Source organism: Kordia sp. E (assembly GCF_056033805.1).
This window is the reverse complement of record NZ_JBRASR010000002.1, coordinates 1,296,348-1,322,446: the sequence shown is the minus strand read 5'-3', so window position 1 is coordinate 1,322,446 and position 26,099 is coordinate 1,296,348. Positions and strand designations below refer to the sequence as shown.

Annotated in this window: 25 protein-coding genes; 11 read left to right on the top strand and 14 right to left on the bottom strand. The window is 33.0% G+C overall.

Annotated features, from left to right (window positions below; translation table 11 throughout):
- Positions 1 to 24: 24 nt before the first annotated feature.
- On the bottom strand, positions 25 to 1,779 hold the full coding sequence (locus tag ACUUYC_RS08930) for a M1 family metallopeptidase (RefSeq protein ID WP_474265363.1): 1,755 nt from the start codon (positions 1,777 to 1,779) through the stop codon (positions 25 to 27).
- Positions 1,780 to 1,921: 142 nt separating this feature from the next.
- Between ACUUYC_RS08930 and ACUUYC_RS08925 the strand changes: the two genes are divergently transcribed.
- The 4 genes from ACUUYC_RS08925 (at position 1,922) to ACUUYC_RS08910 (ending at position 5,194) form a co-directional block, all read left to right on the top strand.
- The gene (locus ACUUYC_RS08925; RefSeq protein WP_474265362.1) at positions 1,922 to 2,590 is read left to right on the top strand and encodes an SCO family protein; all 669 of its coding nucleotides are present in this window, start codon (positions 1,922 to 1,924) and stop codon (positions 2,588 to 2,590) included.
- A gap of 77 nt (positions 2,591 to 2,667) precedes the next feature.
- Positions 2,668 to 2,892 carry a FeoA family protein gene (locus tag ACUUYC_RS08920; RefSeq protein WP_474265361.1) on the top strand — a complete coding sequence of 75 codons (225 nt, stop codon included), beginning with the start codon at positions 2,668 to 2,670 and terminating at the stop codon, positions 2,890 to 2,892.
- Between the two features lie 11 nt (positions 2,893 to 2,903).
- Positions 2,904 to 5,060 (top strand): ferrous iron transport protein B, encoded by a 2,157-nt coding sequence (feoB, locus tag ACUUYC_RS08915; RefSeq protein WP_474265360.1) that lies wholly within the window; start codon positions 2,904 to 2,906, stop codon positions 5,058 to 5,060.
- Between the two features lie 11 nt (positions 5,061 to 5,071).
- The gene (locus ACUUYC_RS08910; protein WP_474265359.1) at positions 5,072 to 5,194 is read left to right on the top strand and encodes a FeoB-associated Cys-rich membrane protein; all 123 of its coding nucleotides are present in this window, start codon (positions 5,072 to 5,074) and stop codon (positions 5,192 to 5,194) included.
- A 15-nt stretch (positions 5,195 to 5,209) separates the two neighbouring features.
- Here ACUUYC_RS08910 and ACUUYC_RS08905 read toward each other — a convergent pair whose 3' ends face one another.
- The 3 genes from ACUUYC_RS08905 to ACUUYC_RS08895 form a co-directional block, all read right to left on the bottom strand.
- Positions 5,210 to 5,863, bottom strand: a complete 654-nt coding sequence (locus tag ACUUYC_RS08905; RefSeq protein ID WP_474265358.1) for an outer membrane beta-barrel protein — start codon at positions 5,861 to 5,863, stop codon at positions 5,210 to 5,212.
- Between the two features lie 6 nt (positions 5,864 to 5,869).
- Complete coding sequence (locus ACUUYC_RS08900) at positions 5,870 to 6,520, bottom strand: outer membrane beta-barrel protein (protein WP_474265357.1); 651 nt, start codon at positions 6,518 to 6,520, stop codon at positions 5,870 to 5,872.
- 150 nt (positions 6,521 to 6,670) lie between these two features.
- Complete coding sequence (locus tag ACUUYC_RS08895) at positions 6,671 to 7,327, bottom strand: autotransporter outer membrane beta-barrel domain-containing protein (RefSeq protein ID WP_474265356.1); 657 nt, start codon at positions 7,325 to 7,327, stop codon at positions 6,671 to 6,673.
- A 128-nt stretch (positions 7,328 to 7,455) separates the two neighbouring features.
- Here ACUUYC_RS08895 and ACUUYC_RS08890 point away from each other — a divergent pair, with 128 nt between their 5' ends.
- Positions 7,456 to 7,713 carry a hypothetical protein gene (locus tag ACUUYC_RS08890; RefSeq protein WP_474265355.1) on the top strand — a complete coding sequence of 86 codons (258 nt, stop codon included), beginning with the start codon at positions 7,456 to 7,458 and terminating at the stop codon, positions 7,711 to 7,713.
- Positions 7,714 to 8,040: 327 nt separating this feature from the next.
- Here the strand turns inward: ACUUYC_RS08890 and ACUUYC_RS08885 are convergent, their stop codons facing one another.
- The 8 genes from ACUUYC_RS08885 to ACUUYC_RS08850 form a co-directional block, all read right to left on the bottom strand.
- Entirely contained in the window at positions 8,041 to 8,634 is a 594-nt protein-coding gene (locus tag ACUUYC_RS08885; protein WP_474265354.1) for a cysteine peptidase family C39 domain-containing protein, read from the bottom strand.
- A gap of 9 nt (positions 8,635 to 8,643) precedes the next feature.
- Positions 8,644 to 10,035, bottom strand: coding sequence for a metal ABC transporter permease (locus ACUUYC_RS08880; protein ID WP_474265353.1), 1,392 nt, complete (start codon positions 10,033 to 10,035; stop codon positions 8,644 to 8,646).
- Complete coding sequence (locus tag ACUUYC_RS08875) at positions 10,028 to 11,158, bottom strand: metal ABC transporter permease (RefSeq protein WP_474266371.1); 1,131 nt, start codon at positions 11,156 to 11,158, stop codon at positions 10,028 to 10,030. The genes ACUUYC_RS08880 and ACUUYC_RS08875 overlap by 8 nt, the downstream gene beginning before the upstream one ends.
- The gene (locus tag ACUUYC_RS08870) at positions 11,155 to 11,916 is read right to left on the bottom strand and encodes a hypothetical protein (RefSeq protein ID WP_474265352.1); all 762 of its coding nucleotides are present in this window, start codon (positions 11,914 to 11,916) and stop codon (positions 11,155 to 11,157) included. The genes ACUUYC_RS08875 and ACUUYC_RS08870 overlap by 4 nt, the downstream gene beginning before the upstream one ends.
- Positions 11,917 to 11,925: 9 nt before the next feature.
- Positions 11,926 to 12,663, bottom strand: coding sequence for a metal ABC transporter ATP-binding protein (locus ACUUYC_RS08865; protein ID WP_474265351.1), 738 nt, complete (start codon positions 12,661 to 12,663; stop codon positions 11,926 to 11,928).
- A 23-nt stretch (positions 12,664 to 12,686) separates the two neighbouring features.
- Positions 12,687 to 12,848: a hypothetical protein gene (locus tag ACUUYC_RS08860; protein ID WP_474265350.1), complete on the bottom strand. Its 162-nt coding sequence runs from the start codon at positions 12,846 to 12,848 to the stop codon at positions 12,687 to 12,689.
- Positions 12,849 to 13,073: 225 nt separating this feature from the next.
- On the bottom strand, positions 13,074 to 13,988 hold the full coding sequence (locus ACUUYC_RS08855; RefSeq protein WP_474265349.1) for a metal ABC transporter solute-binding protein, Zn/Mn family: 915 nt from the start codon (positions 13,986 to 13,988) through the stop codon (positions 13,074 to 13,076).
- On the bottom strand, positions 13,981 to 14,637 hold the full coding sequence (locus ACUUYC_RS08850) for a metal-dependent transcriptional regulator (RefSeq protein WP_474266370.1): 657 nt from the start codon (positions 14,635 to 14,637) through the stop codon (positions 13,981 to 13,983). The genes ACUUYC_RS08855 and ACUUYC_RS08850 overlap by 8 nt, the downstream gene beginning before the upstream one ends.
- 108 nt (positions 14,638 to 14,745) lie before the next feature.
- On the opposite strand from ACUUYC_RS08850, the gene ACUUYC_RS08845 reads away from it, so the two are divergent.
- Positions 14,746 to 17,019: a TonB-dependent receptor gene (locus ACUUYC_RS08845; protein WP_474265348.1), complete on the top strand. Its 2,274-nt coding sequence runs from the start codon at positions 14,746 to 14,748 to the stop codon at positions 17,017 to 17,019.
- A gap of 173 nt (positions 17,020 to 17,192) precedes the next feature.
- Here ACUUYC_RS08845 and ACUUYC_RS08840 read toward each other — a convergent pair whose 3' ends face one another.
- Complete coding sequence (locus ACUUYC_RS08840) at positions 17,193 to 18,167, bottom strand: polyprenyl synthetase family protein (RefSeq protein WP_474265347.1); 975 nt, start codon at positions 18,165 to 18,167, stop codon at positions 17,193 to 17,195.
- Positions 18,168 to 18,297: 130 nt separating this feature from the next.
- Here ACUUYC_RS08840 and ACUUYC_RS08835 point away from each other — a divergent pair, with 130 nt between their 5' ends.
- From ACUUYC_RS08835 to ACUUYC_RS08815, 5 genes are all read left to right on the top strand, one after another.
- Positions 18,298 to 18,903: a TetR/AcrR family transcriptional regulator gene (locus ACUUYC_RS08835; protein ID WP_474265346.1), complete on the top strand. Its 606-nt coding sequence runs from the start codon at positions 18,298 to 18,300 to the stop codon at positions 18,901 to 18,903.
- Between the two features lie 3 nt (positions 18,904 to 18,906).
- Positions 18,907 to 20,334 carry a TolC family protein gene (locus ACUUYC_RS08830; RefSeq protein WP_474265345.1) on the top strand — a complete coding sequence of 476 codons (1,428 nt, stop codon included), beginning with the start codon at positions 18,907 to 18,909 and terminating at the stop codon, positions 20,332 to 20,334.
- A 35-nt stretch (positions 20,335 to 20,369) separates the two neighbouring features.
- Positions 20,370 to 21,539: an efflux RND transporter periplasmic adaptor subunit gene (locus tag ACUUYC_RS08825; RefSeq protein ID WP_474265344.1), complete on the top strand. Its 1,170-nt coding sequence runs from the start codon at positions 20,370 to 20,372 to the stop codon at positions 21,537 to 21,539.
- Positions 21,540 to 21,549: 10 nt separating this feature from the next.
- Positions 21,550 to 25,065, top strand: a complete 3,516-nt coding sequence (locus tag ACUUYC_RS08820) for an efflux RND transporter permease subunit (RefSeq protein ID WP_474265342.1) — start codon at positions 21,550 to 21,552, stop codon at positions 25,063 to 25,065.
- A gap of 81 nt (positions 25,066 to 25,146) precedes the next feature.
- Positions 25,147 to 25,608: a VOC family protein gene (locus tag ACUUYC_RS08815; RefSeq protein ID WP_474265340.1), complete on the top strand. Its 462-nt coding sequence runs from the start codon at positions 25,147 to 25,149 to the stop codon at positions 25,606 to 25,608.
- Positions 25,609 to 25,702: 94 nt separating this feature from the next.
- Here ACUUYC_RS08815 and ACUUYC_RS08810 read toward each other — a convergent pair whose 3' ends face one another.
- Positions 25,703 to 26,059 (bottom strand): toxin-antitoxin system YwqK family antitoxin, encoded by a 357-nt coding sequence (locus ACUUYC_RS08810; RefSeq protein ID WP_474265339.1) that lies wholly within the window; start codon positions 26,057 to 26,059, stop codon positions 25,703 to 25,705.
- Positions 26,060 to 26,099 lie beyond the last annotated feature (40 nt).

Below are 26,099 nucleotides of genomic sequence, written 5' to 3'. Positions count from 1 at the left end.
ATGGAAATCTTGAATAATAGTAACTTATTTTCCAAGTGAAACAGCCGTCGTTTTTTGTGTAGTATCTTCTAAAGTTGGCTTAATTTCTAAATCAGCAACAGCCTCAATATCAATCCCAATGGTATTATTTCTTGAAACCAAATCAAATCCAGGATCAAAAATGATATCTGCAATTTCAAAACCAACAGTTAATGTAAATTCTTGACCGTTAAATGTATTGTCTAAAGTGATTAATTTTTCTTCTCCTTGTGTTCCTACAACTAAGAAAGGTACATTCATTTCGAAGTAATCTACTTTTCTGTTCGATTGTTCTTGATTTACTTTAATGCTTAAATCACTCATTTCAGACTGATACCAAGCTACATCATATGAAGGATATCCTTCTCCGTAAATCCAATCGTTGAAAAATTCTGTTAGGTTTTCTCCGCTTGTATTTTCTAAATGTGCTTTTAATTGATCTGTATTTGCATATCCATATGCTAATTCTTCATCGTTCAAATAATTTCTGATTCCTTTGAAAAATTTAGCATCACCTAATTTTTTACGCAACATATGAATTACCATTGCTCCTTTGTTGTAGCTTAAACGTGAACTAAAGATACGTCCAACATTATCTAACTTTTCATCTTTAACATATACAGAACCGTTTCTAGACGTTGTAATGTCAGCAATTTTACTACGTTTCCAGTTGATAAAGTCTTCTTCTCCATCTAAGTGGTTTTCAACTAAACCAGATAAATACGTAGCGAAACCTTCATTTAGCCAAATGTCATTCCATGAATCACAAGTTACTTTGTTTCCGAACCATTGGTGAGCTAATTCGTGTGCAATTAACGATCTACTAAAATTCCCCATAAAAGAAATTGTAGAATGTTCCATTCCGCCACCATACGCAAATTCGGCATGACCGTATTTTTCATCTTTAAAAGGATAGTCTCCAAATAAATCTTGAAACAAATTCATGATGTCAACCGTCACTTTCGTGTATTCTTCTGCTTTCTCTCTTGATTCTGGATATACATAGTTTACGATATCAAAACTTTCACCATTGTTTTCAATTGTTTGTGAAAATACTTCGTAATTCGTTACTGCCATTCCTATTAGATAAGAAGGAATAGGATAATTGTGTTGCCAGTGTGTTGTTACAAAATCGCCATTAGTTTCCTCAGAAATAACCATTCCATTTGAAACTGCTTTGTATGCTTTTGGCGCAGTAATGATCACATCTATTTGATCAATTTTATCTTTTAAATCTTGTTTACATGGCCACCATTCTCTTGATCCATAAGGTTCAGAAAGTGTATATAAAGATGGTGTGTTATTGTGTGAAGTTGTAACGAATCCGTTACCGTTATTATTTTTAATTGGTGTTCCTTCGTAAATAATCGTTACTTTTTCTGTAGCGTTTTCACAAAGTCCATTGGCGAATGTAATAGTAAGTTCGTTGTTTTCTTGTGTGAAAGCCAACGCTTCTTCTGTTGTAGTTACTGAAGACACTTCTAAGTTGTCAGATAAGTCAAAAACTATTTGATCTGTATTTTCCAATGCACGGAACTCAGTAGTAACTTCTCCTTTAATATAATGTTTTGCTGGATCTACTTCGAATTGAAGCTTGTGATATAGTAAATCGTAAGAAGCTGTGTTTTCGTTTGCTTCAAACTGCTGTAATTGTACTGCCTTAGTATGTTCTCCTTTTACGACATCAATCAGTTCTTGACCTGATTGCGCGTTGGCGATAAGAGTACATAAGAAACCAATGGCTAAAATGGTATTCTTCATAGGTAATAAGTTAGATTTGGGACAGACAATATAGGAATTTTTCCCAATCAAAAATAAAAATCGTAAATTTGCAGAGGGTTTTTTCGATGAATACCCCAAAACTATTCGACGAACTGTAAATTTATACGTTAAACGGAATTTTATGTTATCATTTTTTAGCAAATACAGACTTTTTGCGATTGTAATGCTTTGTTTATCAGCTATTATCATCACACTTTTCTACATAACACTTCAACGAAAAGAAGTTCTTCCAATATATCAACCTGCTAATGTAAATGTCGAGTTAGTTGACAATTCCATACAGCATGTAAGTAAATATCATAAAATAAATGATTTTTCTTTGACGAATCAGAATGGCGAAACCGTTACACAACAAGCATATAGCGGCAAAATCTATGTTGCAGACTTTTTCTTTACTACCTGCGCTACAATTTGCCCAATTATGACAAAAAACATGGCAGATATTCAAAAAGAAATTCTAAATGATGATGATATTATGCTATTATCACATTCGGTAACTCCAGAAATTGATACGGTAGCACAATTAAAACGCTATGCAATTGAAAAAGGCGTAAATGATAAAAAATGGAATTTAGTTACAGGTGATAAAAAACAGATTTATGACTTAGCACGTAAATCATATTTAGCTGTAAAATCAGAAGGTGATGATGATTATGGAATGGTGCATACTGAGAATTTTATGCTAATTGATAAAGAACGTCGTATTCGAGGTTTTTATGATGGAACGAAGGAAGAAGATATTGAAAAGCTTCTTGAAGACATTGAAATCTTAAAAAAGTCATACAAATAAGTGTTTTTCCACATGGAAGTTTTCTAACTTAACTTTTTAACTTATTTTTGCTTCTTTAAATTTAATCTAAATAAAGAATGCGTACCGTTGCACATTTAAAAAAGGGAGAAAAAGCAATAATTCTTGATTTTCCTGTTGATACAATTCCGCTAAAACTCATAGAAATGGGTTGCCTTCCTGGAAACGAAGTTACTTTGGTACAAACTACACTTTTTAACGGTCCTTTATTTTTAACGATTAATGGAAGTAATATCGCTGTGCGAAAAGATACTGCCGAACAAATTCTAATAGAAAATATATAATCCTATTACGCATGAGTGATTCAATGATACAAGTAGCATTAATAGGAAATCCAAATACAGGTAAAACATCATTATTCAATCATTTAACAGGGTTGAATCAAAAAGTTGGAAACTATCCAGGTATTACGGTTGATAAGAAAACTGGAACGTGTAAGCTCTCCAAAACACAAAAAGCAACCATTTTAGATTTACCCGGAACGTATAGCTTAAATGCTTCTTCCGCAGATGAAAAGATTGCCATTGATATTTTAAACAATCCTGAAAACGAATTCTATCCTGATGTTGCAATTGTAGTGACAGATGTAGAAGAGCTGAAACGCAACTTACTCATTTACACTCAAGTAAAAGACCTAAATATTCCTGCAATTTTGGTCATTAATATGGCTGACAGAATGAAATTGAAAGGAATTACTCTTGATATTCCGCAACTAGAAGCTGATTTAAATACAAAAATTGTAGTGATCAGTTCTAAATTGCAAACAGGAATTTCAGATCTAAAAGAAGCAATCTTAGAATATAAATCGGTTTCAAAAGAAGCGTGTATTCCTGCCGAAAGATTTAAGCAGAATACAATCAAAAATCCTGAATTACTCACTTCGTTATCCGAAGCAGCACTTAAAAAAGCACAGCATCACGAAACGATAATTCGTTACCAATTTATTAATAACATATTAAAGAAATCATATACAATTGACAAAGAAAAAGCTTCTGATTTACAAACAAAGTTAGATCGAATTTTTACACATAAAATATTCGGATATGTAATTTTTGGCGTGTTATTATTGTTGATATTCCAAGTTATTTTTGAATGGAGTTCTATTCCGATGGACTTTATCGACAGTACGTTTGGCTCGTTGGCAGATTGGACAAAAGAAACCTTACCTGAAGGAATGTTTACCAATTTATTAGCCGATGGAATTATTACAGGTTTGGGCGGAATCGTCATTTTTATTCCACAAATTGCGTTCTTATTTCTCTTTATTGCCATTTTGGAAGAAAGCGGTTATATGAGTCGTGTTGTCTTTTTGATGGACAAAATAATGCGTCGTTTTGGCTTGAGCGGAAAAAGTGTTGTTCCGTTAATTTCGGGAGCTGCTTGTTCTATTCCAGCAATAATGGCAACTAGAAATATTGAAAGTTGGAAAGAACGATTGATTACTATTTTAGTGACTCCTTTTATCACATGTTCTGCACGTTTGCCTGTGTATGCTATTTTAATTGCATTGGTGATTCCGAGTGAGCGCGTTTTTTGGATTTTCAATTGGCAAGGAATTACATTAATGGCATTGTATATTATAGGTTTTGCAATTGCATTACTTTCCGCTTATATTTTACATAAGACACTAAAGATTAAAAGCAAGTCGTATTTCGTGGTAGAAATGCCAAAATATAAAGTTCCGTTGTTTAAAAATGTAGCGTTAACCGTTATAGAAAAAACAAAAACATTTGTATTTGAAGCTGGAAAAATCATTTTAGCAATTTCAATTATTTTGTGGGTTTTGGCTTCTGTTGGTGTCAATGATTCGTTTAAGAATGCAGATGAAATTATTGCAACTTCTATTGAAGAAAATGGATTTAATGAGATTCAAGAAGTTTCGCTTCAGAATAAAATTTTGCGTTTTGAAGAAAGTTTGAAAGAAGAAGCTACAAACGAAAATAAAAGATTGACGGCACAAGATATTAATTCAGCTATAGCTGAAAAAACTCCTGAATTTAAACAAGCCGTTATTGAGGATGAAGTTGCCGCTTTAAAACTAGAAAACTCTGCATTAGGAACTATTGGAAAAGCAATTGAACCAGCGATAAAACCATTGGGTTACGACTGGAAAATAGGAATTGCCTTAGTGAGTTCGTTTGCAGCGCGAGAAGTATTTATTGGAACCTTAGCAACTATTTATAGTGTTGGTAGTGAAGGCGATGATGAAGACGGAAATACTATAAAAGCAAAAATGCAATCGGAAGTACATGCAGATTCAGGCAAAAAAGTATTTACCTTTGCTTCAGGAATATCGTTGTTATTGTTCTACGCATTTGCGATGCAATGTATGAGTACACTTGCCATTGTAAAGCGGGAAACAAATGGTTGGAAATGGCCAATGATTCAATTATTCGGAATGACGGCCATTGCTTATATAGCTGGATTTATAGCATATCAATTTTTAAAGTAAAACAAGGAAAGATGATTCAAGAAATATTAGTCGGTATTACGTTTTTCATTGCAGTTGGTTTTATCATTAAAAAATTCTTCTGGAAAAAGAAAACCGCAAAAGCTTGTGGAAAAGACGATTGCGGTTGTCATTAATGTATTTAATTCTTTTTAAAAGTAATAACTCAGTCCAAAAATTAAGTCGGAAGAGTTGAGCGAAAAGTTAAATCCTCTCAAATCACTATCCTCATTATTTTGTAAATTTTTTGAACTAGAACTTGTGTATCCTAATGCACCAATAGTCGTTTCTAATGCTAAACATTTGCTTATCATATACGTAAGTCCTGGTCTAACTCCAACAGAAAAACCATCTGTTTCTACAGTATCTACTCCATCAAATTCGAGTGTATTACGCGAATACTCTGTTTCTCCTTGTACAAAAAATGCCAAATTTTTTCCAATTCCTTTGTAATAACGTACATAAGGAAATATGCGGAAAGTAATATTTTTAAATTCCTGTGTTGGATTTCCAGTAACATCTACTTCACGTTTGTTGCTCGAATATCCAAAGCCAAGTCCTAAGAATAAATCATCGCTAATTGCGTATCCGTAAGTGGAATTGATTCCGATTCCAAAACGACTGTCTTCTTGTGTTTGAGATTGAAGTTCATTCTCTGTATTTCTATCATTTATAAAGAATCCTACGTTTATAAGGCTTGTGCCTTTTTCAAATGTTAATTTGTCTGAACTGGAATCTTTATCGCTGTCTTGTGCATGTAAAAACCCAATAGCAAACATACAGCAGAAAAGTATAATTTTTTTCATAATTTTTTAGAAATAATACGTTAGTCCAAAAATCAAGTTTGATGTATTGAATGAAAAATCAAAACTACCTGAATCGCTTTCTACATTACTTTGAAAGTTTTCTAAGCTGTTACTTGTATATCCTAATGCTCCAATAGTTGTTTCTAATGCTAAACATTTACTAACCATAAAAGTAAATCCTGGCCTAACTCCTACAAAAAAGCTATCCGTTTCAATAAAATCTTCTCCGTTATTTTCCGTTTTACCAGTAGAAAATTGTGCTTCTCCTTGCACAAAAAGTGATAAGCGCTTTCCAATTCCTTTGTAGTAACGTATGTATGGAAACACACGAAACGTATTTGAGATAGTTTCTTGAACTGGAGAACCTGGAACATCATTTTCACGTTTGTTTCGTGTATATCCTAGACCTAAACCTAAAAATAAATTGTCATTAATAGCATATGCATAAGAAGCATTGATTCCAATTCCGAAACGAGTATCTTCTTGTTCTAATGTAGAAGTTGTTTCTATTTTTGTGGAATTAAAAAAAAGTCCGCCATTAATTAAATTTGTTCCTTTTTCGAAAGTTAGTTTATTCGAACTGGAATCTTGATCAGCATCTTGTGCGTTTGCAAACCCGATAATAAGCATGCATAAAAAGAGTGTAATTTTTTTCATATGATAGTTTTAATGTTAATTCAACAATTAAATTATCAAAAAAAAATGAGCTAGCATCGTATTTATTCTAAAAAAAATGTTTTATAATAAAAGCCGCAAAAGCCTTTTAATAAAGACAGTTACGGCTTTCATTAATCCATTCTAATTTTCTTACAAGTAGTAACTCAATCCAAAAAATAGATTTGATGAATTTAAAGAGAGTTCAAAAGTATTAAAACTACCTTCAGAATTATTTGATTCATTTTCAGATTTTCCAGTTCTGTAGCCTAATGCACCAATAGAGGTTTCTAACGCTAAGTTTTTATTGAGCATTAATGTCAATCCTGGTCGTATACCAAAAAAGAAATTATTAGTATCTGAACCATTTAATACATTTACGTCAGTTTCAAAATGTGAGTATCGTGCTTCTCCTTGTATAAAGAATGCTAGCTTCTTCCCTATTCCTTTGTAATAACGTACAAATGGAAATACTTGATACGAATTCGTTTTTATTTCTTCACTTGAGACATTATTAGATTCACTTTTACTCGTATTATTAGAATATCCCAATCCTAGTCCCAAAAATAAATTATCATTAATAGCGTACGCATATGATGAATTAATACTAAATCCGAAGTTTTCAGCATCTCGTGTTTGCGTTTCCGATTTGAAGTCAGAATTGGTAATGTTTAATGACAAATTTGCATTGACAAATTGTGCTCCTTTCGTAAAAGTAAGTTTGTCCGAACTAGTGTCATTTTGATTCGCATCTTGTGCATTGATAAATGCAACTGAAAGCATGCATAAAAAAAGTGTAATTTTTTTCATTGTATTAGTTTTAATGTTAAGCTTTGCAACGCAACAAAGAACATACCGCTTGTAAAACACGATTAGAACTTTAACAACTTTTTATTTAATTTTTGGTGATATACCTAAAAGTATCTTAAATTGTAGGTATGATAACACTATTAGAACCTCTTTTTTATGCTTCAATTCTATTTATTGGAATTGCATATTATTTTGATTTTAGGCAAAATCCAACTCAATTTAAGTCTGATATCAAAGGCGGAGCATTCTATTTATTAGGAATCTTGGTTTTTGTTATTGTGGAAAGAGTTGTATTTGATATTGGAATTATCTATATCATATTACAAATAGCAATCCTAATTATGTTATCGTTTTGGATAAAATACTCAATGCAGAAAGGAAAATAAAAGACGTAAAAAAAGAGAGTGTTAAGCCGCACTCTCTTTTTTTATGTCAGATAATTGATTTATATGTTGAACAAATCAATAAAGACTTTTTTAAAATTACTCAATACTAAAGTAGTTTGATTATCTATTATTTAGGATATAATTAGATTAACTAGCGAAGTTGGTCGATAAACGTAGTATTTCTATAGATGAATGGTAAATTAAAAAACTTAAAATTATGTTAACTTACTGAAAAACAACTAACTAACAAATGTTAGCCGTATTCTTACAGAGAGCAAAAAAATGTGCTAATTATCCTCTAAACAAGAAGAAATATCCTTTCATTTCTTACAAAGAATTAGATAGCAAAATAGAATCTTGTTTTTTTGCTTTTATGTTACTTTGTAAGCGTGCTTTTATTTTTGTAGTTGCCTTGTAAAATTTATCCGTAGTTTCAAATAGTAGTGCATATCCTTCTTGAAGTGTATTTACCGAATCTTGTGCAATCCAATGTGGTAAAAACTCTTCTTTTGCATACGTTTCCATACCAGTTGCAGGATTAGCAATCCAAATACTGTCTTTATCCATCTTATGCACCAATACAAAATGATTCCCATTCCAATGCAACATTGCAGGATATGGAACTTCATCCAATAATGTTTGATAGTCAATTTTCACAGCTAAGTTATATAAACCAATTATACTTGCTGTATTTGAAATATCTCCAATTGATGTGCCTCCTGTTCGTAAATTTGAAAGGTTATTTAGAGTCTCAATATCATACTCAACTCCGTAATAACTACTCACCATTTGCAAGCAAATTGGTCCGCACTCTACAGGATTCGTTTGTAAAACAATTGGAAACGGTTTTTCTTTTGCTTTGTAATTAAAATTACAAGAACTTAAAATTAATACTAAACAAAGTAGCTTTATACTTTTCATATAAATTGGTTATCCTCTAAATAGGAAGAAATCATCTTTCATTTCCTCTATTTCAGTATCTTTATTTGTGATGATATAATCGATGGCTTTCTCGGTAAATTCTTCTCCTTTTTTAGTCAAAGAAGTGATGTCTTTTTCAATAGTAATCATATTATTTTTTAACGCCAATTCTAGAATAGATTTTGATCGTATTTGCTGCCAATTGATATGCTCATTCAAATGTTTTACATGACGTTCACTTTCTTCTGCATGATTTCGGATGTGTAATAAAAACACCAACAACATAATTTCTGTTTTCTGTTGTCGTACTTTATAATACCCGTAAATGACACCTCTTTTTGGTAAAATATAAATTAGTAACGCCGCAAAGACGAGTCCGATTCCAACAATGGAAACATAATCTAAAAAGACAAATTGCTCAAAAACAGTTTTTATTTTATCGCTTAGCGCGAATTGTGCAAAACCATCTTCATTCAATAGTAATGCTTCATAATATTGATTAAAAATTACACCAGTTACTGTAGCTAAACCTACCACAATAGAAGTGATAATTGGTTCATATACTAGCAAGAATAGAATAGCTAAAACCGTTGTCATCGATCCTGAAATGGAAGCATCTAATATGTGTGCTAACCAATATCCTGAAATTGCTGAAAAGACGCCAAAAAAGCACGCAAGCACTAACATTTTCTTTAAATCTTTGGTAAATAAATACGCGGTTGCCGCTGGCGCTATCATCAATGCAACAACTAATATTGGTCCAACAGCATCAAACGCACCAACAATGGTAACCGAAGAAACCGTCATGAGTCCGTAATGCATAATAATTGGCGAAAAACCTAGCGCTGACGCCAAACCAGCATCAAACGTACTTACTTTTAATTCTTTGAAAAATGCAAATAATAGAATTAATGTGATTATCAAAATGCTACCAATAACCCAAATCGCTTTCGGTCCAAGGTTGATGCATGAATCTGCAATTCCTTCTGTACAATTGATCAATAACGGATCGAAAGGTGCTAAGCTTAAATCACCAACCATTACCGAATCAATATCTAAATGCACATCGTTTGCGTTTTTAGCAATCAAAATAACTCCAATACTAAACAATGCAGGAAACACCAATCCGATAGCTGTATCTTCTTTTACCAAGCCTGTTTTTTGAATAAATTCAACTAAAAAAACAGTGACAATTCCTGCCAAAGCCGCCAAAACAATCAATAAAGGTGAAGATGTATCTTCCACAATAAAAAACCCAATTACGATTCCTAATAAGATGGAATGACTAATAGCATCACTGATTAGCGACATTTTTCGCAACACCAAAAATGTTCCTGGAATGGCACATGCAACCGCAACTAGCGCCACAATAACTTGTATGGTAATTTGCGCGCTATTCATGTGTATCTTTTATTTGTTGATCGTATAAGTTCTCAGCAGTTTCATAACCTTCTTGCGTCATTGACCATTGTTGTCCGCTAATTTGCACATAATTTAAATCGACCAACTCTTGCAATGATCGTTTTGAAAATCCTTGAAAACCATTTAATATTTTTACCGAATGCGGATGCGCTATATTTTCGTGTGTTTTTGCAATTCCATACATAAATGCTAATGTTTTCTGCATTTTGATATTATTTCTATTCTTCATAAAACGAATTTGACGAAATAATAGACCTCTGCTTGGAGAGAATATAAACGAAATCAATACAAAACTTGCCGCAACTAACACAATTACTGGACCTGTTGGCAAGTTACTTTGACTTGCGCTAATTCCTGTTCCGACAACTCCTGAAAAAGCTCCAAAAATTGCTGCTAACGTTACCATAACGCCTAAACTATTCGTCCACTGTCGTGCTGCTGCTGCTGGCGCCAACAACATCGCACTCATCAAAACAACACCAACAGTTTGCAAGCCTAACACAATGGTAATTACAATAAAAGTTGTGATTAGTATGTCTATAAAACGTGTATTGAACCCGAGAGTTTTGGTATAATCTGCATCAAATAGTAAGATTTTAAATTCTTTCCAAAACACGAGTAGAATGACTAAACAAATTCCTGCTACAATTGCCATGAGCCAAACATCTTTTTCAAGTAATGTTGCTGCTTGTCCAAACAAGTATTTATCCAATCCTGCTTGATTGGCGTTTGGTTGTTTTTGAATGAATGTTAGTAATAACATTCCGAAACCGAAAAATAAGGAAAGCGTTAAACCTAATGCTGTATCTGATTTTAAGTGTGTTTTTTTCGTAATTCCACGAATCCAAAACGTTCCAATTAATCCACTAATTAAAGCGCCAATTAATAAAATATACGTGTCTTTTGCGCCCATAATTAGGAAAGCAATTGCAATACCTGGCAACGCCGCATGCGAAATAGCATCTCCGAGTAAACTTTGCTTTCGCAATACAGCAAAACTTCCTAACATTCCACAGATAGCTCCCAAAATCGCTGTTCCAAGCGTAATGGTTCGTAAGGTGTAATCTTCAAAAACAAGCGATATGTATTCTTGGATGTCTATGGTTTCTTATCTTTAATTTGTTTTACAAACTTCTTCCCATTAAAAGTTAAGAATACTTTTTTTCCAGTAGGTTGAAAAAATCCATCATCATTCATTACAAACTCGCTATGTGTGACGATTTTCTTTTCGATATCTACTTCTAAATCGAACTTATAACGTCTCGCAATTTTAAAAACATAGATAAGTTCATCGTCTTCAAAAATTGATTTTTTGACTAATTTTTCTTTTACCAATTCAAAATACGCTAGAATTTTATGATGATGTCCACTTCCATAGGTTCCAAATCCTTCAAATAAGTAGCCTTTTTCAAACGGATAGATTCCTAAAATCACAGCATCAGCAAACATATCATTTCCTTCCTCTTCATCATCAACTGGCTTTTCATCTTGAAAGGAAACAACATGTAGTTCAGTATTTGATTTAAATTGGATCAAACTTCTCAAAGCATGCCAACTTCCACCCAAGAGACTGTCCCAGCTAAAGGTTCTGATTTTTTTGTCTTTAGAAGTTTTCACAGAAATGTATTTGCGCAATTCTGGAAACTTGTAATTCCAACTTTCTTCATTAGAAAGTACTGTTTTTAGTATTTTTTCAAATTGAATGGCTGCTCCTTCTCTATCAGGAGTTGGATTGTCAGAACGCAGTTTTGTCAACGCTTCAAGTACTTTTGCTTCTTCCGCTTTCATGTCAGTTTGTGCAAAACCTGAAAGAGAATAAAAGCTTATTAGTAATAGCGTGAATATTGTTTTTGTTTTCATAAGTTGCGTTTATTCTTGAACACTTACTTTGTAATTGATTCCGTACGTCTTTGTCAAATTATCATCATTGAAAATGTCTTTTACAGGACCTGTGGCAATTTTTTTTACGTTTAAAAAAGTTACCCAATCAAAATATTCAGGAACAGTTTGTAAATCGTGATGCACCACCACAACTGTTTTCCCAGCTTTTCTAAGTTCCTTTAAAATATTGATAATTGCTTTTTCTGTAGTTGCATCAACTCCTTGAAACGGTTCGTCCATAAAATAGATCGAAGCATTTTGCACCAAAGCTCTTGCCAAGAAAATTCGTTGTTGCTGTCCACCAGAAAGTTGACTAATTTGACGATTTTTAAAAGGCAACATTCCTACTTTTTCTAAAGCTTCTAAAGATGCTTTCTTTTCTTTTTGTCCAGGACGTTTTATCCAACCGAGGCTTCCATACGTTCCCATCATAACAACATCCAAAGCAGTTGTTGGAAAATCCCAATCAACACTTCCCTTTTGTGGTACATACGCTACTAATCGTCGTTGTTTTTCGTAGGGTTTTCCAAAGATAGAAACGCTTCCTGCAATCGGTTTTATGATTCCTAAAATTGATTTGATTAATGTAGATTTTCCTGCTCCATTTGGACCTACAATACACATTAATACACTTTCAGGAATTGCCAAATCAATATCCCAAAGTACAGGTTTGTAATTGTATGCAACCGTAAGGTCATCAACTGTTATGGCATATTTTGTTTCCATTTTTTGTTTAAGAAATTTAATTATTAAAGTGCTTCATTCAACTTTTTTTCGTTTTCATTTTTCGTTTTCTTTGCTTTCCCAAAGAAAAGAAACAAAAGAAAGGGAATTTTTCCAGAGGTATTTTTAGTTTTTCTCTCAAAAACTAAAACCGCAATTATTTTTCTAAATTTTTTCCAAGGCTTCAAAAATTTTTAACAAAAAACACTTACTATACTTCGGAAAAAACAAACTCAATACCTAAAATATTTTTAATTTAAATAATCTGTTTTTCGCGTGAGGGATAGCGGCATTGTTGGAGCTCTTTTATGAGATGCTGAATCAAGTTCAGCATGACGAATAAAAAGCGACTGCTAATAGCCCGACCGCAATTTTTCACTTTTAAAGTGAATTATTGTGGACACGTCCAAATTTTACTTCAACGCATTCACAATGGTTTGCACATTGTATTTGTACATTCCAATATATGTTCCTTCTACAGTTCCGGCATCGCCAAGAGCGTCAGAATATAATGTTCCACCAATAGCAACTTCATGATCTTTGGATTTTACAGCAGCTTGCAAGGCTTCAATGGTACGTTTTGGCACCGAACTTTCTACAAATATTGCTTTGATATTTTTCTCAATGATAAAGTTTGCTAGTTTCTGCACATCTTGTACGCCAGCTTCTGTAGCCGTTGAAAGACCTTGTAAACCAACAACTTCAAAGTTATGCAATTTTCCAAAATAGTTAAATGCATCGTGTGCTGTGACTAAAATTCGCTTTTCTACGGGCAATGTTTCAATTACCGAACCGACTTCTTTCGATAATGCTTCTAATTTTGCAATGTATGCTTGTCCATTAGCTTCAAAGCTTTCTGCATTTTTCGGATCTAGTTTTTTGAGTTCATCCACCACAAATTGTGTTGCTTGTTTCCAATATCCAATGTGAAACCAGATGTGCGGATCGTAGCTCGATGCAAAATATTCAGAACCAATTAAACCACTTTTGTCAACAGCATCTGAAACAGCAATCGTTTTCTTTTGCTGCTTTCGCATTTTCTCAAAAATGTCTTCTAGTTTCCCTTCTAAATGCAATCCGCTATAAATAATAACATCTGCATTAAATAATTTACTTACATCGCCTTCACTTGCTTTGTATAAGTGTGGATCAACGCCACTTCCCATTAAACCTTGTACTTCAACGTTATCGCCACCAATAGCAGCAACCATATCCGTAATCATGGTCGTTGTTGTTACAATTTGAAACTTTCCAGCTTGCTTTTTCACTTCTGTTTTACAACTGACAATTGTAAATACAGTAATTAGTATTAGTATGTATTTATTCATTTTTTTTAATATAGATATTGTTCGCTATTTGTTGCGAAATCATGAATTCTTCTTTTTTGATGCGAATTTTCATAGAATTGTCAAATGGTTCTTTGTCAATCACTTTTATTTTTTTGCCTAATGCAATTCCTTGCTTATCTAAGTATTTTAAGAATGATGATGATGAATCTTTTACTCCAACAATAATTCCTTTGTCATTTTCGGCTAACGTTACTAGCAATACATCTGCATTATCTGATATGTTTCCGTCTTTATCAGGAATTGGATCTCCGTGCGGATCACGTTTTGGAAATCCTAAGAATTCGTCCAATTGATTGATGAGTTTTTCAGATTTTATATGTTCTAATTGTTCTGCTACATCATGCACTTCATCCCAAGTAAAGTTTAGTTTTTCTAACAGAAACACTTCCCAAAGTCTGTGTTTACGAATAATACTTGCAGCTATTAATTTTCCTTCTTCTGTTAATTCAGATCCTTTGTATCGTTTGTAATGCACTAGCCCTTTTTCAGATAGTTTTTTAATCATATCTGTTACAGAAGAGGCTTTTGTATTCATTTTTTCGGCAATCGCATTTGTACTAATGCCGCCTTCGCAGGTATCACTAATATGATAGATTGCTTTTAAATAGTTTTCTTCTGAGAATGTCATCATAATTCATTAGTTAACAGTACAAATATACAATTTTTTACTTATATCTAATCTATTTTTTTAGACAAGACTAAAAATTAATTGTACATTTGACAAAAATATAATTGCATGAGCACGAAAATATGTTTTGTTTTTCTTTTAATTTACTCAGCAGTCTTCTCTCAAACTACTGAAATAAAAGGAATTGTATCTCACGGAAATCATCCTGAAGCATCCGTAAACATATATATTAAAGATGGCAGTAAAGGAACTATTACTGATAGAAAAGGAACTTATTCATTAAAAATTAAGCAAGGAAATTATACGTTAATAGTACAAGCACTCGGTTTTAAAACTATTCAAAAAGATATTACTGTTGGTGATACTGATTTGACACTAAATTTTTCTCTAAAAGAAGATTTACTAGGATTAGATCAAGTAGTAGTTTCTGCAACAAAAACTGAGTTAAATAGACGTGAAGCGCCCGTTTTAGTAACAGTTACCAGTTCAGAATCGTTAAAAAACGTACAAGCTGCTACTTTGTTTGAAGGTTTGAGTTTTCAACCTGGATTGCGTACAGAGGTGAATTGCCAAAATTGTGGTTTTTCTCAGATTCGAATTAATGGTTTAGATGGTGCGTATTCTCAGATTCTAGTCAATAGTCGTCCCGTTTTTGGTTCATTGAATGGAATTTATGGTTTGGAACAAATTCCGACCAATATGATTAAACAAATTGAAGTAACTCGTGGTGGCGGATCTGCTATTTTTGGATCGAATGCGATTGCTGGAACCATCAATATTATCACGAAAGATCCGATAGAAAACCAGTTTCAAGTTTCGACTAAAATTGGTTTGATTGACGGACAAAGCACGGATGTTGTGACCACTTTTAATTCCACATTTGTTTCAGAAGATTTGAATAAAGGAATTACGTTTTTCGGAATGCATCGTGATCGTGAAGGGTATGATAATAATGATGACGGTTTTACCGAAATGACCAAATTACGTAATTTAAATTTCGGCTTTAAGTCGTTTTATAAATTCGATTTCCAACGAAAATTGACTTTAGAGTTTAACAATTCGCATGAATATAGACGTGGTGGAGATTTCATTGACAAATCGCCCATCTTTGCCAATATTGCTGAAGAAATTACGAGTAATGTAACTGGTGGAGGAATTACGTTTGATTATTTTTCAGAAGATTATTTACAAAAATTCTCGGCGTACGGAAACATTCAAAATACACGATCTGACAATTATTATGGCACCAATCAAGATCCAAATGGTTTTGGTGTTACGAAAGATTTTATCGTGCTTTCGGGCGTGCAACATACAGCCAAGTTTGAAAATTTCATTAAAGGAAGTATGGATTTAACTTCTGGTGTAGAACATCTATTTAATCGAATTACTGAACGTCGTGAAAATCCACTCATAAATCAAATTACACAAAACACAAATACACTTGGAATTTATACACAATTGGACTGGAAAATTTTAGATAATTTAAAGATTTTGGCAGGCGCACGTGGAGAATTTTTTGAATCGAATTTGAATGATGAAACGCTTTTTATTGTAAATCCTAGAGTTAGTGTTTTATATAATATTACAGAAACCATCAGTTTTAGAACTGGATATTCACAAGGGTTTAGAGCGCCACAATTTTATTCGGAAGATGTACATTCAGAAATTATTACTGGAGAAGTACGTCGTGTACGTTTGGCAGAAGATTTAAAGGAAGAGTTATCGCATAGTTTTATTGGTTCGTTAGAATATTCGCATCAACATGAAGATCATCAATTGGTGTTAACATTTGAAGGTTTTTACACAACTATTAATGATCCGTTTGTGTATGAAGCACGTGGTGATGTTGGCGGTTTGGAGATTAAGGAAAAAATAAATGGAGATAATGCTATTGTAAATGGTTTCAATTTGGAAGCACGTTTTAGTCCAAATCCAAAGCTTTTATTTCAGCTTGGCGGAACATTCCAGAATAGTTATTTTGAAAATTCTTATGAGCCAGAAGAAGGAATTGTTACCAATAAAATTACACGTACACCAAATGTGTATGGTAATATGATGATCAATTATACGCCAAATGATAAATGGGATTTTAATTTAAATGGTGTGTATACAGGAAGAATGTACGTTCCGCATGTTGCTGGTTTTATTCCAGATACGGTATTGGAAGAAACGCCAAATTTGTTTGAAATTGGGTTTAATACAAGCAGAACATTTACGATTACAGATAACTATCAATTTGAAATTAATGGTGGAATTAAAAACATCTTTAATTCGTATCAAGATGATTTTGACCAAACTGTTGATAGAGATCCAAATTATATTTATGGACCTTCACAACCAAGAACGGTATTTATTGGATTGAAATTTGGAACAGATTTGTAATTTGTAAAAGACCGCTTCGCTACTAGATACTAGACCGCTGACGCTTTTAGATACTAGACTTTTGTAGTATTTAAACTAGAAACGTCAGTTCGAGTATTTTTGAAAAAATGTATCGAGAACAGCTTTGCATACTGAAGTTACTCATTACGAACATCTCAATACTCAATTCTATTTTAGACAGTTCTATTCATTAACTGTTCTCCAAAGACTTTAAGTAATTGCTTTTGTTCAGCTTTAATATTCAACGTTTCCAATACTTCAAATGCTTTTACAGTATACGCTTTAATGGCTCCTTTAATAGCTTCAGGCGCTTTACTTTCGTTAAAAATCTCCATGACAGCTTGCACTTTTTCCGTAGTATCTTCTGGTTGAATAGAGAACAAATGTTGTAAACTTTCTTGATTTTCTTGCGAGCTATTTTCGTATGCTTTTAAGTATAAATATGTTTTTTTATTTTCAATGATATCGCCACCAACTTGCTTTCCAAATGTTTCTGGATCGCCATATGCATCTAAATAATCGTCTTGCAATTGGAATGCTAGTCCTAAATTTCGACCAAAGTCGTAAATAGCTACTGCATCTTTTTCACTTGCTTCTGCTACAATTGCGCCCATTTTCATGGCTGCACCAACCAAAACGGCTGTTTTGTATTCAATCATTTTTAAATACTCAGGAATTGTAACATCGTTTCGCGTTTCGAAATCAATATCATATTGTTGCCCTTCACACACTTCAATAGCAGTTTTACTAAATAGTTGCGCTAGTTTTCTAAAGATATCATTTTCATAATTTTCAAAAAGCTGGTATGCTAAAATTAGCATTGCATCACCTGATAAAATTCCTGTATTTAAATCCCATTTTTCATGAACAGTTTCCTTTCCTCTTCGCAAAGGCGCATCGTCCATAATATCATCATGCACTAGTGAAAAGTTATGAAAAACCTCAACTGCAAGTGCTGCATCTAATGCTTTTTCATGTGAAGTTCCAAAAATTTCAGCTGTCATCAACGTCAATACTGGTCGTAATCGTTTTCCTCCTAATTGAAGAATATACAGAATAGGTTCGTACAAATTCTTCGGTTCTGTCAATACTATCTTTTCTTCTAAATAGTCCAAGAAATTTTCTCGATAGTTGGCAATATGTGTCATGCAATAAAAATTTCAGCTAAAATACCATATTTACATTTTATGCAAACAAAAATCAATTGTTAAATAATTGTAAAAACTTAGGAAACTTTTTTGGTTTTCAAAGTTTCCGTATTACATTTGCACCCTACTTATGAAAGAAAAAATTAAAATAACAGCAACAGAGTTATTCTTAAACTTAGGGTTTAAGAGTGTAACTATGGACGATATTGCCAATGAAATGGGTATCTCTAAAAAGACTATCTATACGCATTTTAGCAATAAAACAGACTTGGTAAATGAGGTAACTGCTTCATTATTTTGTCTAATTAGTGAAGGTATAGACTTGATTTGTGCCGCTGAGAAGAATTCCATTGAAGAATTGTATGAAATAAAACGATTTGTGATGGAGCATTTAAAAGATGAAAAATCGTCACCGCAGTATCAATTACAAAAATACTATCCAAAAATCTATGCGACTTTAAAAAAGAAGCAATACGATGTCATGCAAGATTGCGTAAAAGATAACTTAACACGTGGTGTAAATTCAGGAGTTTATAGAGATACAATCAACATTGAATTTATCTCCAGAATTTATTTTAATGGTGTTATTGGAATTAAAGATAACGAGCTATTTCCACTAAAAGAATTTTCAATGAATACGCTAATGGAATATTTTTTAGAATATCACATTCGTGGAATTTGTACTCCAAAAGGACTCGAAACATTACATAAATTTATAACAACAAATCAATCATAAAACATGCGAAACAAGCTAATACTTATCTTTAGTTTATGTTTTCTAAGCTTAGGATTTTCTCAAGAAAATCAAGAAGTGCCTAAGAGTTTCTCTTTAGATGAAGCCATTGCTTTTGCACTTGAAAACAATAGAAATGCTAAAAATGCAGAACGCGATATTGAGGCTGCAAAAAAGCAAAAATGGGAAACCACTGCAACAGGACTTCCGCAAATTAACGGAGCTGTTAATTATCAAAATAATATAAAACAGCAAGTTTCATTGCTTCCTGCAAGTGCTTTTGACCCATACAATCAAATTAGACAATTAAATGACTTTTACGACTTAAGTAGTTTACCAGTTGTTGACAATATTCCTAGTGCGCCTAATGCAGATGATTTTATTCCTGTAGTATTTGGAGCAAAACAAACTGTAAATGCAAACATTACATTAAACCAGTTGATTTTTGACGGTTCGTATTTAGTAGGATTGCAATCAGCAAAGGTGTTTTTAGAAATTTCGGAAAACGCTAAAGAGAAAACTGATTTAGAAATTCGTAAGGCAGTTATTAATGCATATGGAAATGTGTTACTTTCTGAAGAAAGCGTTGCTATTTTAGAACGAAATAAGGTGACACTTGAGAAAAACTTGAATGAAACGAAAAAAATCTACGAAAACGGATTAACGGAAGAAGAAGATGTAGAACAACTTGAAATTACATTAGCAAGTATTGAAAGTAATTTACGTAATGTAAAACGCTTACGTGATTTATCATACAAAATGCTAAACATTACGTTAGGTATTGATTTAAATAATGATACTAAACTTACAGATACACTTCAGGCATTAACATTGGAAAACATTATACCATCAATATTAACTGTTGACGACGATGTTACCAATACTGTTGATTATAGAATTGCATCGAATGATACACGTTCTAAAGAATTGTTATTAAAGTTGGAAAAAAGCAAAGCATTGCCGTCTCTTTCAGGATTTGTAACTGCTGGTTATAATGGAAACGGAAACTCTTTTGAGTTTTTCCAGAAACAACAACAATGGTTTGGTTCTGCCGCTTTTGGTGTAAGCTTAAATATACCAATCTTTAGTTCATTGCAACGAAGAGCTGCAACACAACGTGCTAAAATCAATTTAGACAAAGCAAAAGATGACTTAACAGAAACCGAACAACAACTAAAACTACAAGTAGCTTCTGCAAAAAGTGATTATCAATTATCAATTGAAGAATACGAAACAGCTAAGAAAAACTTGAGACTTTCTGAACGCATTGAGAAAAAGAATCAAGTGAAATTCTTTGAAGGCGTTGCATCAAGTTTCGATTTGCGTCAAGCACAAACACAATTATATTCTGCACAACAAGAATATTTACAAGCCATGCTCGATGTTATCAACAAGAAAGCTGAATTAGAAACAATTTTAAATCAAACAAATTAAGTTCATAAACTTAAAGAAATAATAAATCAACCGTAATGAAAAAAATAAATATACTACTCATTCCAATTTTGCTTCTTTTAGCTTCATGTGGTGGCGGAAATAAAGATGTAGATGCACTTATTGCTACAAAGGACGTTAAGAAATTAGAAGAAAAAAGAGATGCATTGAAGGCTGAAAAGGCAGCACTTGATGTAAAAATTCAACAGCTTTCAGATGCAATGGAAGAAATTAATCCAACAAAAAAATATCCTTTAGTAACAACAATTATTGCTAAAGACACCATTTTTAATCACTATTTAGAATTGCAAGGAAATGTAGATACTAAGAAAAATATTGTGATTACTCCTGAGATGTCTGGAATTTTGAAACAAGTATTTGTAAAAGAAGGACAACGTGTTGCAAAGGGACAAATTTTAGCTAGAGTTGATGATAACGGATTGAGTCAACAATTAGCACAATTGCAAATTCAGGCAGATTTAGCTAAGACAACTTACGATCGTCAAAAAAGATTGTGGGATCAAAAAATAGGTTCTGAAATTCAGTACTTACAAACAAAATCTTCATACGAGGCACAACAAAAAGCAGTTGATCAATTAAACGTTCAAATTTCTAAAACAGCAATTAGAGCACCTTTTTCTGGTGTAATTGATGATGTAATTACGGAGCAAGGTTCTGTCGTTGGTGCTGGACAATCGCAAATTATTCGTATTGTGAACTTACGTGATATGTACATTGAAGCTGTGATTCCTGAAAAGTATCTAACAAGCGTTGTAAAAGGTGCAGATGTAGAAGTATTTTTCCCTGTATTAGGAACAACAACGAAGGAGAAAATTCGTCAGGCTGGAGATTTTATTGATCCAAATAATCGTACGTATAAAATTGAAATTGGCGTTTCTAACAAAGAAGGAAACATTAAGCCAAACTTAACTGCAAAGTTAAAAATCAATGATTATACGAACCCAAAAGCAATCTTAATTCCACAAAGTGTTATTTCAGAAAATGCAGAAGGAGAACAATATGTGTTCATTGCGAGCGATATCAATGATAAAAATGCTAAAGCAACACGTGTCATTATTAAAACAGGAAAAACACAAGGTGATTTTATTGAAATTACAAGTGGATTAAACGATGGTGATGCAGTTATTAAAGAAGGCGCTCGAAGTGTAAAAGATGATCAAGAAATTAAGATCATAACTAAAAATTAACCTCTACCAAATGGCTAACAAAAAAACAAATAAAGAGTTCATTTTATCCTCTTGGGCGATTGATAATAAAACTATTATCTACATCGTAATGGGCTTAATTCTCGTCTTGGGAGTCTCAGCATACTTCAGTATGCCTCGAGAAAACTTCCCAGAAATTATAGAAACTAAAATCTACGTAAGTACCGTATATCCTGGAAACACTGCGGAAGATATTGAAAAATTAATTGTAGATCCATTAGAAGATCGACTCAAAAACGTAAGCGGTGTTATAAAAGTAACCTCTACTTCACAGGAAGATTACGGAATTATTGTTGTTGAATTTGATGAGAAAATCAGTGTTGAATCGGCAAAGTTTAAAGTAAAAGATGAAGTTGATGCCGAAAAAGGTGGTGAAGATTGGCCAACATTTAATGGTGCCAAGGTAGAACCAACTATCTTCAACCTAAACATTTCAGAAGAAACACCTATTCTTAACATCAACGTTTCTGGAGATTATCCTGTAGACAAATTAAAAGAATTTGCCGAAATACTAGAAGATGATATTGAAGATTTCGAAGAAATAAAACAAGTTGATATTCGTGGTGCACAAGAAAAAGAAGTAGAAGTTGCGGTTGATGTCTATAAAATGATGGCTGCACAAGTAAACTTTGAAGATATCAGAAGTGCAATTGCTAATGGAAACTCAACTATCTCTGCAGGAAACATGATTTCTTCTGGACAGCGACGTACCATTAGAATTATTGGTGAAATTGATGACCCTAAAGAACTTGAAAACTTCGTTGTAAAATCGTTAGATGGACCTGTATACCTTAGAGATGTTGCCGAAGTACGCTTCAGAGAAGAAGACAAAACAACCTATGCACGAAAATTTGGTAAAAGTGTCGTAATGCTTGATGTAAAAAAACGATCGGGTAAAAACATGGTTGCCGCTGCTGAGAAAATTAGTGAGGTTATTGTTAAATTTAAAAGTTCACACCAAGATCTTGAAGTTTCTATCACCAATGATCAATCTGAAAAAACCATCAATCAAGTAAATGACTTGGTAAATAATATTATTTTCGGAATCGTCTTGGTAGTATTCGTACTTATGTTTTTCTTAGGATTTAGAAACGCACTATTTGTCGGATTGGCAATTCCAATGTCGATGTTTATGTCGTTTTTCATCCTAGACATGCTAGGTTATACAATGAATACAATGATTCTATTTGCCTTAATTATGGGACTTGGAATGTTGGTAGATAACGGAATTGTGGTGGTTGAAAACGTTTATCGCTTAATGGAAGAAGAAGGAATGTCACGCATAGAAGCTGCGAAAAAAGGGATTGGAGAAATTGCATTTCCAATTATCATTTCTACCTTAACAACAGTAGCTGCCTTTGTTCCTTTAGGAATGTGGCCAGGAACTATGGGACAATTCATGATTTATTTCCCAATCACACTTTCAGTTGTACTAGGTTCTTCCCTATTTGTGGCAATCTTTATCAACTCGTTAATGGTTTCTCAATTCATGGAAGTTGGCGAGCGTGAATTAAAAATGAGACAACTATTAATTATTACGGTAGTATTATTGGTATTAGGAATTTTATCCTATGTAATTGGCGGCGGATCTAGCGGTTTAGGAACATTATTCATATTCGTTGCTATCATGTTTTGGGTGTATAAATATGTACTAAAACCAATGGCACGTTTCTTTCAAACTAAAATGTTAGCTGCGTTAGAAAGATCATACGAACGATTTTTACGATTCGCTTTAGGAAGTTGGAGACCGTATGTAATTACAATAGGAACATTTGTTTTATTATTCTTAGCATTTGGACTTTTTGGCGCATCAATAGGAAGTAAACGTACCAAAATAGAATTCTTTCCAGACAATAAACCAAATCAGATTATTGTTTACATCGAATATCCACAAGGAACGGCGATTGAAAAAACAAATATTATTACCAAAGAAATTGAAGCGCGTGTATACGAAGTCTTAAACGGCGATGAATACATGGATGCTGACAATAACTTCTTAGTAGAATCTGCGGTATCACAAGTTGGTGAAGGAGCTGGAAACCCACAAACAGATGGTGGTTCGGCTGCGGAAATGCCACACAAAGCAAAAATTACTGCTTCTATGCGTGAATACAAATTCCGAAAAGGAGAAGACAGTGAAGTATTGCGTCAAAAAGTAACAGAGTCCTTAAAAGGAATTTATCCTGGGGTTGCAATTTCTGTTGAAAAAGATGCTGTTGGTCCGCCAGCAGGTTATCCAATCAACATTGAATTAGAAGGTGACGATTATACACAGTTGATTGCAGAAGCTGAAAGAATGCGTGATTTAATCAATACTAAAAACATTCCAGGTATTGAAGAATTAAAAATTGACGTCAACAAAGGGAAACCTGCAATGCAAGTCGTTGTTGACAGAGAAAAAGCGGGAGAATTAGGTGTTTCTGCTGGACAAGTTGGACAACAATTACGAAACTCTTTATTTGGTGTAAAAGCTGCTGTGTACAAAGAAAATGGAGAAGATTATGACATCTATGTACGTTTCAATAATGACAACCGATACAATCTAAGCTCGTTATTTAACCAAAAAATGATTTTCAGAAATCAAATGGGACAGTTAAAAGAAATTCCTGTTTCTGCGGTTGTAAAGCAAAATAATACTTCTGGTTTTAGTGCTATCAAACACAAACAGAAAAAACGTGTTGTAACAGTGTATTCTGGTATGTCACCAGGATTTACAGATGCTGGAGCGATTGTAGCGCAGATTCAAGCAGAAATGACTGAGTTTAAACCAACTGGTATCAAAATTGATTATACAGGACAAATTGAAGAACAAAACAAGCAACAAGCTTTCTTAGGAAGTGCATTTTTTGCCGGACTTGGATTAATTATGTTAATCTTAATCTTCCAATTTAGTTCTATCTCAAAACCAACAATCATTATGATTGCGATTTTCTTAAGTTTGATCGGTGTTTTTGGTGGAATATTAATTACTGGTGCGCCATTCGTAATTATGATGACAATGATGGGAATTATCTCCTTGGCGGGAATTGTGGTAAACAATGGTGTAGTTTTACTTGATTATAATCAGCTACTGATTGATCGTAAAAAGGAAGAACTCAAAATTCCTGAAGATAGATACTTACCAATAAATCATGTATATGAAGCAGTCGTACGAAGTGGAAAAGCACGTTTGCGCCCTGTATTACTAACAGCAATTACAACGGTATTAGGATTAATTCCATTAGCCATCGGATTCAACATTGACTTCTTTTCACTATTCAGTGAATTTGATCCAAAAATATATATTGGTGGAGACAACGTAATATTCTGGGGACCATTAGCATGGACAGTAATCTACGGATTAATCATTGCAACATTCCTTACGTTGATTATCGTTCCAATACTATTCTTCTTAATCACCAAATTCAAGTTCTGGTTGTTCAAAAGCAAACGACCAATCGAATTTGAAAGTATTATAAAAGACGACGAAGATATCAATGAGATTGATTTACCATTAGAAACGGTATAACAGAAATATATAAAAACAAAGACTCCGCTAAAAAGCGGAGTTTTTTGTTTAGCTTTGAATCTATACAAAATCTAAAAGCTGATGATAAAAGGACTGTATGAAACTCATTTATTTGTTGAAAATCTTGAACGCTCCATTGATTTTTATAAAAATACGCTTGAATTAAAACAATGTCGCTTCAACAATGAACGTAGAACTGCTTTTTTCTGGATTGGAGAAGACAAACAATTTATGTTAGGTTTATGGGAAAAACCTAAAAACGAAATTGATATTAGACATTTTGCGTTTCAATGCGATCCTGATTGGATTCTAAACGAATCCGTGAATTATCTCAAAGCTCGAAATATTAAATACTGGAACTTTTTAAATGATGGAAATAAAGGTCCCATGGTTTTTGTTTGGACACCAGCTATTTCAATATATTTCAATGATCCAGATGGACATGAACTTGAATTCATCGGAATTTTACCTGGAAAAACTAAATCTGACAAAGAAAAACGAGTAGTCACTTATGAAAAATGGCTAAAAATAAAAAATGAATAAAGTGCCTTAGACTCTTTTGTAAATCTAAATTTCATAAAACAAAAAATCCCGAAATCTACATGAGATTTCGGGATTTTTAATGATCGTTATTTTTCTATTTGTTGCTCACAACCGGATTTGAATTTTTCCAAGTATTAACACCAACAATTTTACTATTAGAATAATCTACTTCGCTTAAACGATTTGTGTTCCAAAAGAACCACTTTCCTACTTTCTGTCCATTTTCATAATTCCCAACAGCAATTTTCTTTCCATTGACATCATATGATTTCCATTCTCCTTGTAACTTTCCTTTTAATGTAAAAGTACCTGTCTGAGCTATTGTTCCATTATCATGAAAATAAGTAGCTTCAATTACATCTCCTTTTTTCTCTAATATAGGTTTGTTTGTTTGTGCGAATGCAGTAACTCCTGATACTAGGAAAACTGCTATTAAAAGTAACTTTTTCATATCTATATATTTTAAATAATTTGAGGCTTATTAATAATTA

Coding starts and splice junctions, on each gene's coding strand:
- ACUUYC_RS08930 (WP_474265363.1), bottom strand. CDS start 1,779: ATGAAGAATACCATTTTAGCCATTGGTTTCTTATGTACTCTTATCGCC.
- ACUUYC_RS08925 (WP_474265362.1), top strand. CDS start 1,922: ATGTTATCATTTTTTAGCAAATACAGACTTTTTGCGATTGTAATGCTT.
- ACUUYC_RS08920 (WP_474265361.1), top strand. CDS start 2,668: ATGCGTACCGTTGCACATTTAAAAAAGGGAGAAAAAGCAATAATTCTT.
- feoB (WP_474265360.1), top strand. CDS start 2,904: ATGAGTGATTCAATGATACAAGTAGCATTAATAGGAAATCCAAATACA.
- ACUUYC_RS08910 (WP_474265359.1), top strand. CDS start 5,072: ATGATTCAAGAAATATTAGTCGGTATTACGTTTTTCATTGCAGTTGGT.
- ACUUYC_RS08905 (WP_474265358.1), bottom strand. CDS start 5,863: ATGAAAAAAATTATACTTTTCTGCTGTATGTTTGCTATTGGGTTTTTA.
- ACUUYC_RS08900 (WP_474265357.1), bottom strand. CDS start 6,520: ATGAAAAAAATTACACTCTTTTTATGCATGCTTATTATCGGGTTTGCA.
- ACUUYC_RS08895 (WP_474265356.1), bottom strand. CDS start 7,327: ATGAAAAAAATTACACTTTTTTTATGCATGCTTTCAGTTGCATTTATC.
- ACUUYC_RS08890 (WP_474265355.1), top strand. CDS start 7,456: ATGATAACACTATTAGAACCTCTTTTTTATGCTTCAATTCTATTTATT.
- ACUUYC_RS08885 (WP_474265354.1), bottom strand. CDS start 8,634: ATGAAAAGTATAAAGCTACTTTGTTTAGTATTAATTTTAAGTTCTTGT.
- ACUUYC_RS08880 (WP_474265353.1), bottom strand. CDS start 10,035: ATGAATAGCGCGCAAATTACCATACAAGTTATTGTGGCGCTAGTTGCG.
- ACUUYC_RS08870 (WP_474265352.1), bottom strand. CDS start 11,916: ATGAAAACAAAAACAATATTCACGCTATTACTAATAAGCTTTTATTCT.
- ACUUYC_RS08865 (WP_474265351.1), bottom strand. CDS start 12,663: ATGGAAACAAAATATGCCATAACAGTTGATGACCTTACGGTTGCATAC.
- ACUUYC_RS08855 (WP_474265349.1), bottom strand. CDS start 13,988: ATGAATAAATACATACTAATACTAATTACTGTATTTACAATTGTCAGT.
- ACUUYC_RS08850 (WP_474266370.1), bottom strand. CDS start 14,637: ATGACATTCTCAGAAGAAAACTATTTAAAAGCAATCTATCATATTAGT.
- ACUUYC_RS08845 (WP_474265348.1), top strand. CDS start 14,746: ATGAGCACGAAAATATGTTTTGTTTTTCTTTTAATTTACTCAGCAGTC.
- ACUUYC_RS08840 (WP_474265347.1), bottom strand. CDS start 18,167: ATGACACATATTGCCAACTATCGAGAAAATTTCTTGGACTATTTAGAA.
- ACUUYC_RS08835 (WP_474265346.1), top strand. CDS start 18,298: ATGAAAGAAAAAATTAAAATAACAGCAACAGAGTTATTCTTAAACTTA.
- ACUUYC_RS08830 (WP_474265345.1), top strand. CDS start 18,907: ATGCGAAACAAGCTAATACTTATCTTTAGTTTATGTTTTCTAAGCTTA.
- ACUUYC_RS08825 (WP_474265344.1), top strand. CDS start 20,370: ATGAAAAAAATAAATATACTACTCATTCCAATTTTGCTTCTTTTAGCT.
- ACUUYC_RS08820 (WP_474265342.1), top strand. CDS start 21,550: ATGGCTAACAAAAAAACAAATAAAGAGTTCATTTTATCCTCTTGGGCG.
- ACUUYC_RS08815 (WP_474265340.1), top strand. CDS start 25,147: ATGATAAAAGGACTGTATGAAACTCATTTATTTGTTGAAAATCTTGAA.
- ACUUYC_RS08810 (WP_474265339.1), bottom strand. CDS start 26,059: ATGAAAAAGTTACTTTTAATAGCAGTTTTCCTAGTATCAGGAGTTACT.